Source organism: Burkholderia sp. Bp9004 (genome assembly GCF_003858025.1).
Taxonomy (GTDB): domain Bacteria; phylum Pseudomonadota; class Gammaproteobacteria; order Burkholderiales; family Burkholderiaceae; genus Burkholderia; species Burkholderia diffusa.
Genome location: NZ_QTQD01000013.1, coordinates 14,671 through 28,509, shown reverse-complemented (window position 1 = coordinate 28,509; position 13,839 = coordinate 14,671). Strand labels below are relative to the sequence as shown.

14 protein-coding genes are annotated in these 13,839 nt (G+C 69.1%); 8 read left to right on the top strand and 6 right to left on the bottom strand.

What is annotated here, in order from left to right; genetic code table 11:
- Positions 1-23: 23 nt before the first annotated feature.
- Positions 24-965: a hypothetical protein gene (locus tag DIE08_RS16225; RefSeq protein ID WP_059534424.1), complete on the bottom strand. Its 942-nt coding sequence runs from the start codon at positions 963-965 to the stop codon at positions 24-26.
- A 49-nt stretch (positions 966-1,014) separates the two neighbouring features.
- Positions 1,015-1,746, bottom strand: coding sequence for a YoaK family protein (locus DIE08_RS16220; protein ID WP_059606064.1), 732 nt, complete (start codon positions 1,744-1,746; stop codon positions 1,015-1,017).
- Between the two features lie 366 nt (positions 1,747-2,112).
- Here DIE08_RS16220 and DIE08_RS16215 point away from each other — a divergent pair, with 366 nt between their 5' ends.
- The 3 genes from DIE08_RS16215 (at position 2,113) to DIE08_RS16205 (ending at position 4,325) form a co-directional block, all read left to right on the top strand.
- Positions 2,113-2,832: a TetR/AcrR family transcriptional regulator gene (locus DIE08_RS16215; RefSeq protein WP_059606062.1), complete on the top strand. Its 720-nt coding sequence runs from the start codon at positions 2,113-2,115 to the stop codon at positions 2,830-2,832.
- A 129-nt stretch (positions 2,833-2,961) separates the two neighbouring features.
- Positions 2,962-3,186 (top strand): hypothetical protein, encoded by a 225-nt coding sequence (locus tag DIE08_RS16210; protein WP_124902497.1) that lies wholly within the window; start codon positions 2,962-2,964, stop codon positions 3,184-3,186.
- Positions 3,183-4,325 carry an FAD binding domain-containing protein gene (locus DIE08_RS16205; RefSeq protein ID WP_124902496.1) on the top strand — a complete coding sequence of 381 codons (1,143 nt, stop codon included), beginning with the start codon at positions 3,183-3,185 and terminating at the stop codon, positions 4,323-4,325. The genes DIE08_RS16210 and DIE08_RS16205 overlap by 4 nt, the downstream gene beginning before the upstream one ends.
- A gap of 121 nt (positions 4,326-4,446) precedes the next feature.
- Here the strand turns inward: DIE08_RS16205 and DIE08_RS36560 are convergent, their stop codons facing one another.
- The gene (locus tag DIE08_RS36560; protein WP_311768946.1) at positions 4,447-5,634 is read right to left on the bottom strand and encodes a hypothetical protein; all 1,188 of its coding nucleotides are present in this window, start codon (positions 5,632-5,634) and stop codon (positions 4,447-4,449) included.
- Between DIE08_RS36560 and DIE08_RS36215 the strand changes: the two genes are divergently transcribed.
- The 5 genes from DIE08_RS36215 to DIE08_RS16180 all read left to right on the top strand — a co-directional run bounded on the left by DIE08_RS36215 (position 5,633) and on the right by DIE08_RS16180 (position 10,685).
- Complete coding sequence (locus tag DIE08_RS36215; protein ID WP_257129397.1) at positions 5,633-5,761, top strand: hypothetical protein; 129 nt, start codon at positions 5,633-5,635, stop codon at positions 5,759-5,761. The genes DIE08_RS36560 and DIE08_RS36215 overlap by 2 nt on opposite strands.
- 340 nt (positions 5,762-6,101) lie before the next feature.
- The gene (gene msrB, locus DIE08_RS16195) at positions 6,102-6,635 is read left to right on the top strand and encodes a peptide-methionine (R)-S-oxide reductase MsrB (protein ID WP_124902495.1); all 534 of its coding nucleotides are present in this window, start codon (positions 6,102-6,104) and stop codon (positions 6,633-6,635) included.
- 35 nt (positions 6,636-6,670) lie between these two features.
- The gene (locus tag DIE08_RS16190; RefSeq protein WP_124902494.1) at positions 6,671-8,551 is read left to right on the top strand and encodes a cytochrome c biogenesis protein DipZ; all 1,881 of its coding nucleotides are present in this window, start codon (positions 6,671-6,673) and stop codon (positions 8,549-8,551) included.
- Between the two features lie 60 nt (positions 8,552-8,611).
- Positions 8,612-9,355: a peptide-methionine (S)-S-oxide reductase MsrA gene (gene msrA, locus DIE08_RS16185; RefSeq protein WP_124902493.1), complete on the top strand. Its 744-nt coding sequence runs from the start codon at positions 8,612-8,614 to the stop codon at positions 9,353-9,355.
- A 214-nt stretch (positions 9,356-9,569) separates the two neighbouring features.
- Complete coding sequence (locus DIE08_RS16180) at positions 9,570-10,685, top strand: aromatic ring-hydroxylating dioxygenase subunit alpha (RefSeq protein ID WP_059606043.1); 1,116 nt, start codon at positions 9,570-9,572, stop codon at positions 10,683-10,685.
- Positions 10,686-10,702: 17 nt separating this feature from the next.
- Here DIE08_RS16180 and DIE08_RS16175 read toward each other — a convergent pair whose 3' ends face one another.
- From DIE08_RS16175 to DIE08_RS16165, 3 genes are all read right to left on the bottom strand, one after another.
- The gene (locus tag DIE08_RS16175) at positions 10,703-11,092 is read right to left on the bottom strand and encodes a cytidine deaminase (protein WP_124902492.1); all 390 of its coding nucleotides are present in this window, start codon (positions 11,090-11,092) and stop codon (positions 10,703-10,705) included.
- A gap of 129 nt (positions 11,093-11,221) precedes the next feature.
- Positions 11,222-12,538: a thymidine phosphorylase gene (gene deoA, locus DIE08_RS16170; RefSeq protein ID WP_124902491.1), complete on the bottom strand. Its 1,317-nt coding sequence runs from the start codon at positions 12,536-12,538 to the stop codon at positions 11,222-11,224.
- Between the two features lie 20 nt (positions 12,539-12,558).
- Positions 12,559-13,833, bottom strand: coding sequence for a NupC/NupG family nucleoside CNT transporter (locus DIE08_RS16165; protein WP_124627320.1), 1,275 nt, complete (start codon positions 13,831-13,833; stop codon positions 12,559-12,561).
- Positions 13,834-13,839: the final 6 nt, after the last annotated feature.

Genomic DNA, 13,839 nt, shown 5'->3' with positions numbered 1-13,839 from the left:
CCGCCTCATCGACCGCCGGTCCATCACTTCGACCGCGCGTGAATCTCGGCGACATAGCCGCCCGGGAACTGCACGAGCGCCGCATCGCGCCCGTCCGACGTGAAGGTCGGTACCAGAACGGTCACGCCGGCGGCCTTGGCCTTCTCCAGCGTGGCGGCAAGGTCCGCCACTTCGTAGCCGGTCATCTCGCGCCCGAACGGATAAGGCAGATGGCCGTCGGTGGCGAGCACGGTCATCTTGCCGAAGCCCGACTCGATGCGGATACGGCGGTACGTGTCGTTCGGCCGGCCGATCTCGATGCCCGGCGCCTTGCGCACGTCGGACACGACCTTGCCGCGCGAGAACGCGACGAAGTCGTGCACCAGCTTGCTCGCGCTTTCCGGCGACACGTACACGCGATTTTCCGGCACGGTCTGCAGCGGATCGTAGTGCGGCGCCTGGGTGTGCCAGTACAGCTGCATGTTCACGCCGCCCGGCCAGCGAATGATCGCGTCGCGGCCGATCGGATCGGGGAACGTGTCGACGACCACGTCCGCGCCATGCGCGCGCGCCGACTTCATCGCGACGTCCATGTCGGTGACGAGGTAGCCGGTGCGCTCCTCGCAGAACGGGTATGGGATCGGCGTCTTGAAGCCGAACACCGAGATCGTGCCGGACGGCGTGAACACGAGCTGCGACATCGTCTGGCTCGGCGTCGGCGTGACCTGGAATACGCCCTGCTGCGACTTCTTGCCGCCGAACGTGGCGACGAAGCTGTCGGTGAAGCGGTCGAAGTCTTCCGGCGCGACGCACACGTGCGTCGTGTCGTATTGCGGGCCGACCGAGACGGCCGGCACCTTCGCGGACGAGGTCTCGAGCAGACGCGTCTCGTCCGCATGGGCCGGCGCGGTCGCCAGCAATGCGCCGAGCACGGCCGTCGACGCGGCCGTCATCCGCAATACCTGTCGCAACTTCAGTGCAATCATCGAAATTCTCCTTGAAAGTGGTAAGCGCTGCCGTGCGTCGCGCGCGGATTCAGCGTGATGCCGGACCGTCGTCGGGCCGGCCGGATCGGTAGGCGAGGAAGCACAAGGTCGCGAGCGGCAGCGCCAGCGCCCAGAAGGCGGCGAATACGTATGCCGCGGCCCCCGCGCCCGCACCGAGCGCGAAGGCCGCGACCGGCGGCAGCGTGCGCCGCAGTCGCGCGCGCGCGGCGTCGCGTTCGGCCGGCGCGGCAAGCGGCACGAGCCAGTCGAACGCATCGATCACCGCCTGCGTGACGTTGCCCGTCATCACCGTGTTGGCGACGACCGAGCGGGCCGTCAGCCGGCCGTGCGCATTCTGGACACCCATTGCCGCAGCGCCGAGCAGACCGCACAGGATCGTGCGCGGCGCATCGGCGTCGGCGATCGGCGACGCCATCACGCCGGCCAGCATGAACCCTGCCAGCAGCACGGCCTGAAGCGCATAGAGCGAACGCGCGCGCGGGCCGTGGCCCAGCGAACGCATCCGGTGATCGAGCACGCGCGCGCCGACGATACCGGCGATGAAGGCCGGAAACGCGAGCCATTTGATCGCGAGCCCTTGCCCGACGCCGGCCAGCCCCGAGCCGATCAGGATGAAGTTGCCGGTGACGTGCGCGGTAAACAGGCCGAACAGCGCGACGAAGCCGAGTGTGTCGACGTAGCCGGCGATCGACGCAAGAAAGACGTCCTCGCCACGCACGTGATCGGGTGCCGCGGCCGCGGTTACCGGCTGCGTCGGCATGCCCCGGCCTCCTGGATGGCGACGGTTGCGCCGGCGCACGCGATGCCTGCGTCCGGCGAGATCAGATCACGCATGTTCCGCTCCGGTTGTGCCGAACGGCCCGGCGGTGCCGACTGGCGTCCGGTCCAAACGGCTGTTCGGAAGCAAGACTAGTTAAGGCGCGTCTTAATGTCATGGCGATGGGCCTGAATTTTCCTGAATTGGCTGCCCGGACGCCCGGACGGACGGCGCGGTCGACGCGACGCGCGGCACGTGCGCAACGGTTCGCGCATCGCGTCGGCAGGCACGCCCCGAGCGGCCCTCGCGGCCCGATCGTGTTATTTTTCGATCGATAGCTTAAGAGCGCACGCGATCAGGAGCCGATGCATGACCGAAAGAAAACGCAGCACGCCAGCCCGCGAGCGCGGGACGGATGCCGACGGCAACGCCGTCACACCGGGCCGGCGCCTCGCGCCGGAAGCGCGCGAGCGGCAAATCGTCGAGAAGGCGATCGAGCACTTCGCGACGCACGGCTTTTCCGGCAGCACGCGCGAGCTGGCGCGGCAGATCGGCGTCACCCAGCCGCTGCTGTACCGGTACTTTCCGAGCAAGGAAGCGCTGATCGATCGCGTGTACGACGAGGTCTACACGTGGAACCCGGACTGGGAAAAAATGATCGCGGATCGCACGGTCCCGCTGCAGGAGCGGCTGGTCGCGTTCTACCGCGCGTACGCGCAAACCATCCTGCGGCGCGAATGGATCCGCACCTTCATCTTCGCGGGGCTCAGCCGCGAGGGCTTCAACACGCGCTATCTGTCGCGGCTGCGCGAACGCGTGTTCCTGCCGGTGCTGCGCGAACTGCGCCACGAATACGACATCGCCACGCCGGCGACGGAGGCCCAGCGCAACGCGGAAATCGAGCTCGTCTGGAGCCTGCACGCGAGCATCTTCTATTTCGGCGTTCGCAAGTGGGTGTACGGGTTGCCGGTGCCCGACGATCTCGACACCGAAATCGAACGGCTGGTCGACGCGTTTCTCCACGGCACGCCCGCGACGCTGAAGCAGCTCGCGTCCGGCGCGGCCGCGCGGCGACGCCGCCGCGTGTAGCGCGGCCCCGCGCGCCGCCCGACGAATTCAGAACAATTCATCCGGTGTGCCGGTCGCTTCGCCTATCCTCGAAAGGCACTTGCGCCCGCGTCCGGGCGCCCGCGGACCGAACCGCACTGGGACCGTCACATGACCACCGACACGTCTTCGATCACTCATCGCACCGTCACCGCGAACGATCGGCGCCAGCACTACATCGACGCCGGCAGCGGGCCGGCCGCCGGCCACGACAAGCGCAAGATGGCGCGCGAAGAACAGCCGGAGCGCGTGAACGCGTTGCCGGTCGATTTCCTGAAGCATTGGGAATGGGTGATTCGCCGCGCGCGACAAATCATCGCGGGAAGGGAATCATGAGCGACGTTTCGGGCCCGTCGGCGATCGTCATCGGCGGATCGGTGGGCGGGCTGTTCACGGCGACCGCGCTGCGCGCGGCCGGATGGCGCGTCAAGGTATTCGAAGAGTCGCCCAACGACCTCGACAGCCGCGGCGGCGGCATCGTGCTGCAGCCGCCGATCGAGCGCGCGTTCGCATTCGGCGGCGTGCCGGTGCCGCGCGATGCGGGCGTCGATTCGGTCGACCGGATCTATCTCGACGAGCACGACCGGATCGTGCAGCGCCTTTACATGCCGCAAACGCAGACCGCGTGGAACGTGATCTACACCGCGCTGAAGCGCGCGCTGCCCGCCGGCGTCGTGCACGCTGGCGTATCGTTCGAGCGGTTCGAACAGGACGGCGCGCGCGTGATCGCGCATTTCGCGGACGGGCGCGTCGAGCATGCCGACCTGCTGGTCGGCGCGGACGGCGGCCGCTCGGCCGTGCGCGCCCAGCTGCTGCCCGACGCGCGGCCCGCGTATGCGGGCTACGTCGCATGGCGCGGGCTCGCCGACGAGCACACGCTTCCCGACACGGTGCTGCAAGTGCTGCGCGATCGGTTCACGTTCCAGCAAGGCAACGCGCATCTGTTCCTGACCTACCTCGTGCCCGGCCGCGACGGTGCGATCGAGCCGGGCAAGCGGCGCGTGAACTGGGTCTGGTACCGGCGGCTCGAGCAGGATCGCGTGCCGTCGCTGTTTCTCGCGCAGGACGGCACGCAGCGCGACGGCTCGCTGCCGCCCGGCGCAATGCGCGACGACAACCGGCTCGAACTCGTGGACACAGGCCGCCGGTTGCTCGCGCCAACGCTCGCCGCGCTCGTCGAGGCGACCCAGGCGCCGTTCGCGCAGGCGATCCTCGATCTCGCGGTCGAGCGCATGGCGTTCGGCCGCGCGGTGCTGCTCGGCGACGCGGCCTGCCTCGTGCGACCGCATACGGCCGCCGGTGTCGCGAAGGCGGCGGAGAACGCGGTTGGTCTCGCCGAAGCGCTGCGCGGCGGTGTGCGCACAAGCGCATTCGACGCCGCGCTGTCGCGCTGGGAGGCCGCCCAGCTCGCGAACAACGCTTCGCTGTCCGAACTCGGCATCTCGCTCGGCACGCGGATCATGGGACGGGCGTGACCGGCGGCAGGCCGGTGTCGAGATGCCGCGTGCCATGTTCGGCCGCGCGAGCTTCGAGCAGACGCAGCCGACTCGTGCGGATCGCCTGCCAGGCGCGGACGCGGCAGGTTCGCGCACCCGCTTACTGCTCCCGGGGCGCGCCGCGCGAAACGCCGCCAGCGAACCGGTTTCGCCACTGCCCGCCGGCGAACGCAGCGACGATCAGCGACAGGTAGCCGGTGACGAGAAGATGCCGCCAGCTGTCGAGCGCGGCACGATGGGCCACCAGCGTCGCGTCGGGGGCCGCGACGGCGAGACTGCCCGGCACCACCGCCCGCGTCATCTGCACGAATCCGGCCGCCGACAGCACGGGCAATAGTACGAGCACCCCCAGCAGCACAAACCTCGCGCGATGGAAAAACGCACGCCGGCGCAAATGAAACCACAACCCGAGGCTGCCATGCACCCACCCCGGCGCGAGCAGCGCGATCTGCAGGCCCTGCGTGCCGCTCGTCAGCAGCGCCACGACGACCCGTGCGTAGTTCGGCTCGAAGCCGTAGAACGACGTTGCGACGCGTGTGCCGACCACGTGGCGGATCAACAGCAGCGGCAGGCCGAGTCCCGCCCAAAGACGCAGCCATTCGGCCGGCGGCAGCGCCCAGTGCCGGCGGCCGTAGACGGTGCGGAGCGCCAGCGCGAAATGCAGGCCGGCCGCGCCGTACAGCAGGATCGTTCCGGGCAGGCTTTGCCAGACACCGATCGCGAGGTGCAGGCCACGCTCGGCAACGTCGACCGACCAGATGCCGAGCGCATGATTGACCATGTGAACGGAAATATAGATCCACAACATGATGCCGGAGCCGAGTTGCAGCCTCCGCGCTATCTTGTGCAGCCCATCATGCGCGGACGCCGGCTTCCCGGCATCGGCATCGTGCGCGTGCTGCGCGGGATACGGTGCGTGGTCGTGCGACGGCGGGCGCATGTCGACGTGTTCCCGGAAGGATGGTGACGCCGAGGCCTCGTCTGCGTTCGCGGGAACCTCGCGAGCGCGCCGCGCTCCGCGCAGGATGTCACGGGTTTGCGTGGGCTTGTCGTTCATCGAAACCTCCCCGTCGAAACGTGCGCTGAGTGATGCTGCCTGATCGGCATACCACCGAGCGGTCCCGTTTATTCCGGCGACGCGCGGCATCCTGCGCATGAAGCGCATCGCGCGGCCTCGGGAATAGGCGCCGGGCTCGCCCGGTATACCGGGTGTGAGCACGACGGATGCCGATCGCGATGCATAGGCCCCCGCCACAACGACGCCAGCGAAATCAAGGAGGCCCATCATGTCCAACGTCCTGTCCCACTGGATCCTGATCGGCTGCGACGCATACGACGAGTACGTGTTCGTGCCGTGGCTCAATAAAGCCGTGTATCAGCGCACAGTGACCTTGCAACGCGTTTGCCTCCTATGACGGCGAACCCTCCGGCAGTTTCAACCGACCGGGACCTGACTGCGCCACACCGCCGCCGGACTTATCCCGCCTGATTGCTGCCGCAGCGAACACCGTGAAGCAGTCGCATACTCGATGCATGGCCGTAGTTGGAGACGCCTCTTGCTCATGGTCACGGCAGAACCCGGCGCAGCCGACTATCGAGTCCTGGCCGGCCGGCGCTTGGCCGGACACCATCCCGTCGACGCGGCCGCCTCCTCCGGCAAACATCACAATTCATTTAACTTTCCGTGAGGACTTCGACACCGGCCGCTGACTACGATGGGCGCATGTTTTCAGGACCTGCTTCCAGGAGCCCATCATGCCCACCCGCAGACATCTGCTGCTGTTCGCCGGCGCCACCGGCCTCGCCACGCTCGCGGCGCTGTCGTCGGCCGGCCGCCGCACATTGGTCAGCCGCGCGTTCGCCGCGTCGACGGCCGCGCCGAAGATGGCCGCGCCATACGAGGTCACCCTCAGCGACACCGAATGGCATCGCCGGCTCACGCCCGCCCAGTACGCGATCCTGCGCGACGCCGGCACCGAGCGGCCGTACAGCAGCCCGCTGAACGACGAGCACCGCCCCGGCACGTTCGCGTGCGCGGGCTGCGGCCTCGCACTGTTCTCGTCGGCCACCAAGTTCGACAGCCACACGGGCTGGCCGAGCTTCTGGAAGCCGCTCGACCACGCTGTCGCGACCGACGCCGACACGTCGTTCGGGATGGTCCGCACCGAGGTGCACTGCCGCCGCTGCGGCGGCCATCTCGGCCACGTGTTCGACGACGGCCCGCCGCCCACCCACCTGCGCTATTGCATGAACGGGCTCGCGCTCGCCTTCCACCCGGCCGCCGCCTGATCCGGCCCCATCCTCGACCGACTGGAGAACGCACCATGCTGCTCATCGTCCTTGCCTATCTCGGCGGCGTGCTCACGATCCTGAGCCCGTGCATCCTGCCCGTGCTGCCGTTCGTGTTCGCGCGCGCCGACCAGCCGTTCGTGCGCACCGGCCTGCCGCTGCTGGCCGGCATGGCGCTCACGTTCGCCGTCGTCGCGACGCTCGCCGCCGTCGGCGGGGGCTGGGTCGCGCAGGCCAACCAGGCCGGCCGGTGGGTTGCCATCGTGCTGCTCGCGGTATTCGGCCTGACGCTGCTGATGCCGCGCCTCGCCGAACACCTGACGCGCCCGCTCGTCGCCGCAGGCAACCGCCTCACCGGCCTCGCGCAGCGCGACGGCCGCCCGGCCGGCCCGCTGTCGTCGCTGCTGCTCGGCGTCGCCACCGGCCTGCTGTGGGCGCCGTGCGCCGGCCCGATCCTCGGGCTCGTGCTGACCGGCGCCGCGCTGCGCGGCGCGAGCGTCGGCACGACGCTGCTGCTCGTTGCGTATGCGGCCGGCGCGGCGACGTCGCTCGGCGTCGCGCTCGTGATCGGCGGCAAGGTGTTCGCCGCGATGAAGCGCTCGCTCGGCGCGGGCGAATGGATCAAGCGCGGGATCGGCGCCGCGCTGCTGGCCAGCGTCGGCGCGATCGCGCTCGGCCTCGATACGGGTGCGCTCGCGCAGCTGTCGACCGTCACGACGGGCGGACTCGAGACGAAGCTCGTCGACCGGCTCGGCGGGCGCTCGAACGGCGCGCCGGCGGCGATGGACGCGACGGGTTCGCCGGCAAACGGCTCGGCAGACCACACCGCGAACGGTTCGGGCGGCGCGATGATGGCCGCGACGGCCGATGCCGTGCAGTCCGGCGGCGCGATGATGCGCGCGGCGGAGATCACGCCCGCGCCGAAGGCGCCCGCCGCGCTGCCCGTCGAAGGCACGCTGCCGTCGCTCGACGGCGCCGTGCAGTGGCTGAATTCGCCGCCGCTGACCGCGGCCGGCCTGCGCGGCAAGGTCGTGCTCATCGACTTCTGGACCTACTCGTGCATCAACTGCCTGCGCACGCTGCCGTACACCACGGCCTGGGCACGCAAGTACGCGCCGTACGGTCTCGTCGTGATCGGCGTGCACGCACCGGAGTTCGCGTTCGAGCGCGACATCGGCAACGTGAAAAAGGCCGTGCACGACCTCGGCATCGACTTCCCGGTCGCGATCGACAACCACTACACGATCTGGCGCGCGTTCAGCAACGAATACTGGCCCGCGCACTACTTCGTCGACGCACAGGGACGCGTGCGCCGCCACCACTTCGGCGAAGGCGAATACGCGCAGTCGGAACGCGCGATCCAGTCGCTGCTCGCCGAGGCAGGTCACCCGGAAGCGCTGAACGTGCCGCTCGGGCTCGCCGGCGCTCCCGCAAAAGGCGCGCTCGCGGCGGCCGACAGCGCCGACGTCCGCTCGCCCGAAACCTATGTCGGCTATGCGCGCGCGGACGACTTCACGTCGCCGGGCGGCGTGGTGCGCGACGCGGCACACCGCTACGACGCGCCCGCCCACCCCGACCTGAACGACTGGGGCCTCGCCGGCACCTGGCAGGTCGGCGCCGAGCGCGCGTCGCTCGCTGCGCCGTCCGGCCGGATCGTCTACCGCTTCCATGCGCGCGACCTGCACCTCGTGCTCGGCCCGGGTGCGAACGGCAAGCCGGTGCGCTTTCGCGTGACGCTCGACGGCGCGGCGCCCGGTGCCGCACACGGCACCGACGTCGACGCGCAGGGCTACGGCACGGTCACCGGGCAGCGCCTGTACCAGCTCGTCCGTCAGCCGGGCGCCATCGCCGACCGCACATTCGCGATCGAGTTTCTCGATCCGGGTGTCGATGCGTACGCATTCACGTTCGGTTGAACGCATGCCAGGCCGACACCCGACCGCCGTCTTCCCCAACGCATTCCGAAGGAGCCCACCATGAACCCGACACCCACCCGCGCTTCCACGCCGCGACGGCGCGCAGCGATGCTGCGCCGCATCGGCGCCCTCGCCGTCGCGGCCGCCGCCGTGTTCGGCTACCAGCGCATCGTCAACTCTGCCGAGCCGATGCGCACCGTGCCCGCGCCGACACTCGACGAAACACCCGGCGCATCGCACGACGAGACGGCCGTGCTTGCCGGCGGCTGTTTCTGGGGCGTGCAGGGCGTGTTCGAGCATGTGAAGGGCGTGAAGCAGGTCACGGCCGGTTATGCGGGCGGCGCGTCCGAAACCGCGCACTATGCACTCGTCGGGTCCGGGCTGACGGGGCACGCGGAATCGGTGCGCATCGTCTACGACCCGACGCAGATCACCTACGGCCGGCTGCTGCAGGTGTTCTTCTCGGTCGCCCACGATCCGACCGAACTCAACCGGCAAGGCCCAGACGAAGGGTCGCAATACCGGTCGGCAATCTTCCCGACCACCGCGCAGCAACGCGCGGTCGCGACCGCGTACGTCGCGCAGCTCGGCTCCGCGCACGTGTTTCCGGCGCCGGTCGTCACGCGTATCGAGGACTACAAGGGGTTCTACCCGGCCGAGGCCTATCACCAGAACTACCTCGAGCTGCATCCCGACGCGCCATACATCGCGTTCAACGACCTGCCGAAGGTCGCCGGACTGAAACACTACTTCCCGGCGCTGTACCGCGCCGATCCGGTGCTGTGGCGCGATGCCCGCTCGTGACCGGCCACCGGCCGCAGCCGGGCGGCCGCGCATGCCGCGCGCGCCGCCCGCGCCGCCCGCGCCCCGGTTGCGCCGCATCAAACAAACCGCGCCCGCCGTGCCGGTGCAAACCCGCATCGCGTCCGACATGCGGTGCAACTTCGCGTAGACTTCTCCCAAGCCACGCCGCTTGTTGCGGCGTCCGGACCTTCCGTCCAGCCAGGAGGCGTCACGCATGCGCGCAGTGCCTTTGTCTGACAGCAGCACCCTCGAAGAACCGTCCACCGGCGCGGTCGTGCGCGACCTGCGCCGCGTGCCCATCCATCCCGATCACTGGTATCCGCTCGCGTGGTCGCGCGAACTGAAGCGCGGCAAGACGCTCGGCGTGCGCTTCGCCGGCGATCCGATCGTGCTCGTGCGCACCGAATCCGGCGCCGTGTATGCGCTCGAAGATCGTTGCGCGCACCGCCAAGTGCCGCTGCATGCGGGCGTCGTGAGCGGCGAAACGCTGCGCTGCTGCTACCACGGCTGGACCTATGCGTGCGACAGCGGCCGTTGCGTCGACGTACCCTACCTCGGCCGCGAGCGTTTGCCCAACGGCGTGCGGGCGTACCCGTGCCGCGAGGCGCACGGACTGATCTTCGTGTTCCCCGGCGACGCGACGCTCGCCGACGAACGCCCTTTCCCCGCGCTCGAATCGGCGGACGACCGCGCATTCAAGACGCGCCGCTTCGGCCGCGAGGTCAAGTGCCACTACTCGTTCATGCACGAGAACCTGATGGACATGAACCATCAGTTCCTGCATCGCAAGCAGATGGGGCAGATGCGGGCGCGCGCACTCGGCCGGCGCCGCGGCGACGACTGGGTCGAGGTCGATTACACGTTCGCGCGCATGGAAGGCAAGCAGCCGGTCGGCGAGGCGCTCGTGTTCGGCTCGAGCAAGAAGCCCGGCGACCAGGCCGACAAGAGCGTGATGACGGTTCGCACCGGCTACCCGTACCAGACGCTGCAGATCCGCTCGAGCGAAGGCACGCTCGTGATGGACCTGTGGATCGTCTACGTGCCGCTCGATGCGGAACAGCGTACCAACCGCACGTTCGGACTGCTGTCGATCCACAAGCCCGGCATCCCGTTCGCGCTCGATCTCGCGTGGCCGCTGCTCGTCTGGTTCACCGAGCGGATCTTCCGCGAGGATCGCTGGATCGTCGAGCGCGAGCAGGAAGCGCACGACCGGCAGGGCGCCGACTGGAACCACGAGGTGTTTCCGGTCATCAACGAACTGCGCGACCTGCTGCGCCAGTGCGGCGCGCGCACCGTGATCCCGATCCGGGACGCGCGTGACGGCGCGTGATGCGCGCAGCGTGTCCGTTACAGACTGAACGCGCCCGGCAGCAACGCGCGGGCCGTCGTGACCTCGACGGCCCCTTTCAGGTTGGCCAGGATCACTTCGATGTCGGGCTTGCCGATCTCGATGATCACCTGACGGCACGCGCCGCACGGCGCGATCGGGCCGTCGGTATCGCCGACGACCGCGAGCCGCGTGAAGTCCCCCGGACGATAGCCGGCCGCGATCGCCGCGAACATCGCCGTGCGTTCCGCGCAATTGCACAGTCCGTACGACGCGTTCTCGACGTTGCAGCCGTGAAAAACCGTTCCGTCACGCGCCTGTAGCGCAGCGCCGACCTTGAAGCGCGAATACGGCGCATACGCGCGTTCGCGCGCCGCCCTGGCCTGTTCGATCAGTTCGTCTCGTTCCATCTCGATGGTGCCTCCAGTCGTGTGCGGGGATGCATCGACACGACGCATCCCGGCCGGCACGATACTCCCCCGTCATGTAAGGCGAGCACCGACACCGGCACGTTCCGCCGCGCCGGCATCGGCGCACGGTCAGCCGATCTGCTCGTAAATGGTCGGGTTCGCCTCGCCCGTCTCGCCCAGCACGTAGCTTTGCCGCACCTCGGCCACCGCACGTGCGGCCGCCACGTCGTCGCGGGCATGCACATAGCCGAGCGGCTGGCCGGCTTCGACACGCTGCCCGATCTCCGCGAGTGCCGTCAGGCCGACACGGTAGTCGATCGCATCCTCCGCGCGCGTGCGGCCGCCGCCGAGCGCGACGACCGCGAGCCCGAGCGCGCGGCAATCGACCCGCTTCACCACGCCACTCGCAGGCGACGGAACCGGCACGATCACATCCGCCCGCGCAAGATGATGCGCGGGCGCTTCGATCAGGTCCACGGGGCCGCCGAGCGTCGCCACCATTCGCGCGAAGCGTTCCGCCGCCGCGCCCGAGTCGAGCGCCTGCTGCAACATCGTGCGCGCCTGCGCGACGTCGCGCGCCAGCCCGCCGGTGACGAGCAACTGCGCCGACAGCGCCATCGTGACGTCATGCAGGCGCGCCGGTCGCGACTTGCCCGTCAGGTAGTCGATCGCACACGCGACTTCGAGTGCATTGCCCGCGCACGGCGCGAGCGACTGGTTCATGTCGGTCAGGATCGCGGTCGTCTTCATGCCGGCGCCGTTTCCGACGTCGACGATGCTACGTGCCAGCTCGGCCGACTTCTCGGCGGTCGGCATGAACGCGCCGGAGCCGACCTTGACGTCCATCACGAGCCCGTCGAGCCCCGCCGCGAGCTTCTTCGACAGGATCGACGCGGTGATCATCGCGACCGACTCGACGGTCGCCGTCACATCGCGAATCGCATAGATGCGCTTGTCCGCCGGCGCGAGCCGCGCGGTCTGCCCGATGATCGCGACGCCGACGTCACGCACCGTACGACGAAACGTGTCCGTGTCCGGTGTCACGTCGTAGCCGGGGATCGCACTGAGCTTGTCGAGCGTGCCGCCGGTATGGCCGAGCCCGCGCCCCGAGATCATCGGCACATAGCCACCGCATGCGGCCACCATCGGCCCGAGCATCAGCGACACGACATCGCCGACGCCCCCGGTCGAATGCTTGTCGATCACCGGTCCGCCGAGATCGAGCGCACGCCAGTCGAGCACGTCGCCCGAGTCGCGCTGCGCGATCGTCAGCGCGACGCGCTCGTCGGTGCTCAGGTCGTTGAAGTACACAGCCATCGCGAATGCCGCCACCTGGCCCTCGGTCACGCTGCCGTCGGTCACGCCGCGCACGAACGCGGCAATCTCGTCGCGATCGAGCGGCTGCCGGTCGCGCTTGCGGCGAATGAACTCCTGCGGCAGAAACATCGTTGCGTCTCCTTGCTCGCTCAGTGCAGCGAAAAGAACAGGCCGGCAATCGCGGCACTCATCAGGTTCGACAACGTCGCGGCCGTCAGCGCACGCAAGCCATGCCGCGCGACTTCCGAGCGGCGCTCCGGCGCGACCGCGCTGAAGCCGCCCGCGAGAATGGCGATCGACGAGAAGTTCGCGAAGCCGCACAACGCGAACGACACGATCGCGAGCGTCTTCGGGTCGAGCACCTGCAGGCCGGCCGCCGCGACGTGCGCGCCGCCCTTCAGATACGGCGACAGGTCGCCGTACGCGACGAACTCGTTGAAGATCAGCTTCTCGCCGATGAAGTTGCCGGCTAGCGCCGCGTCGTGCCACGGCACGCCGATGATCCACGCCAGCGGCGCGAACAGGTGGCCGATGATGCCCAGCAGCGTCACCTGCGGAAAGCCCGCGAACGCGGCCACGCCGCCGACGATGAGGTTCATCAGCGCGATGAGCCCCACGAACGCGATCAGCATCGCGCCGACATTGATCGCGATCCGCAGGCCCACCGACGCGCCGGACGCCGCAGCCTCGATCACGTTGGCGGCCCGCTTGTCGTCGAAATCGAGCCCGTCGACCACGACACGGCTCGGCTCCACGGTCGGGAACAGCAGCTTGCCGAACAGCAGCCCGCCCGGCACCGCCATGAACGATGCAGCGAGCAGGTACTCCATCTTCACGCCGAGACCGGCGTAGCCGACCAGCACCGAGCCTGCGACCGACGCCATGCCGCTCGCCATCACCGTGAAGATCTCGGCGCCCGTCATGTGCCGCACGAACGGCTTCACGAGTGCGGGCATTTCGCTCTGCCCGAGAAAGATCGTCGCGACGGCCGAGCACGCCTCGATGCGGCTCACGCCGAGCACTTTCGCGAGCCCCGCGCCGAGGATCGCGACGATCCACTTCATCACGCCCACGTAATACAGCACTGCGATCAGCGCGGTGACGAAGATGATCATCGGCAGCACGCGCAGGCCGAACACGAACCCACCGTCGCCGAACAGCTGGAACATCCGGGCGTCGACCAGCCCGCCGAACACGAACGCAATGCCGTGATTGCCCATGTCGAGCACGCGATTGACGCCGTTCGCGGCCGCCGCCAGCGCCGCGCGGCCCGACGGCACAAACAGCACCAGCGCGCCGATCGCGAACTGCGTGAGCAGCGCGGCGATCAGGGTCCGGCCGCTCACGGCGCGCCGGTTGTTCGACAGCAGATAGGCCACCAGCAGCAGGAACAGCATGCCCAGGAGACTGCGCAGAATATCCACCTCGTA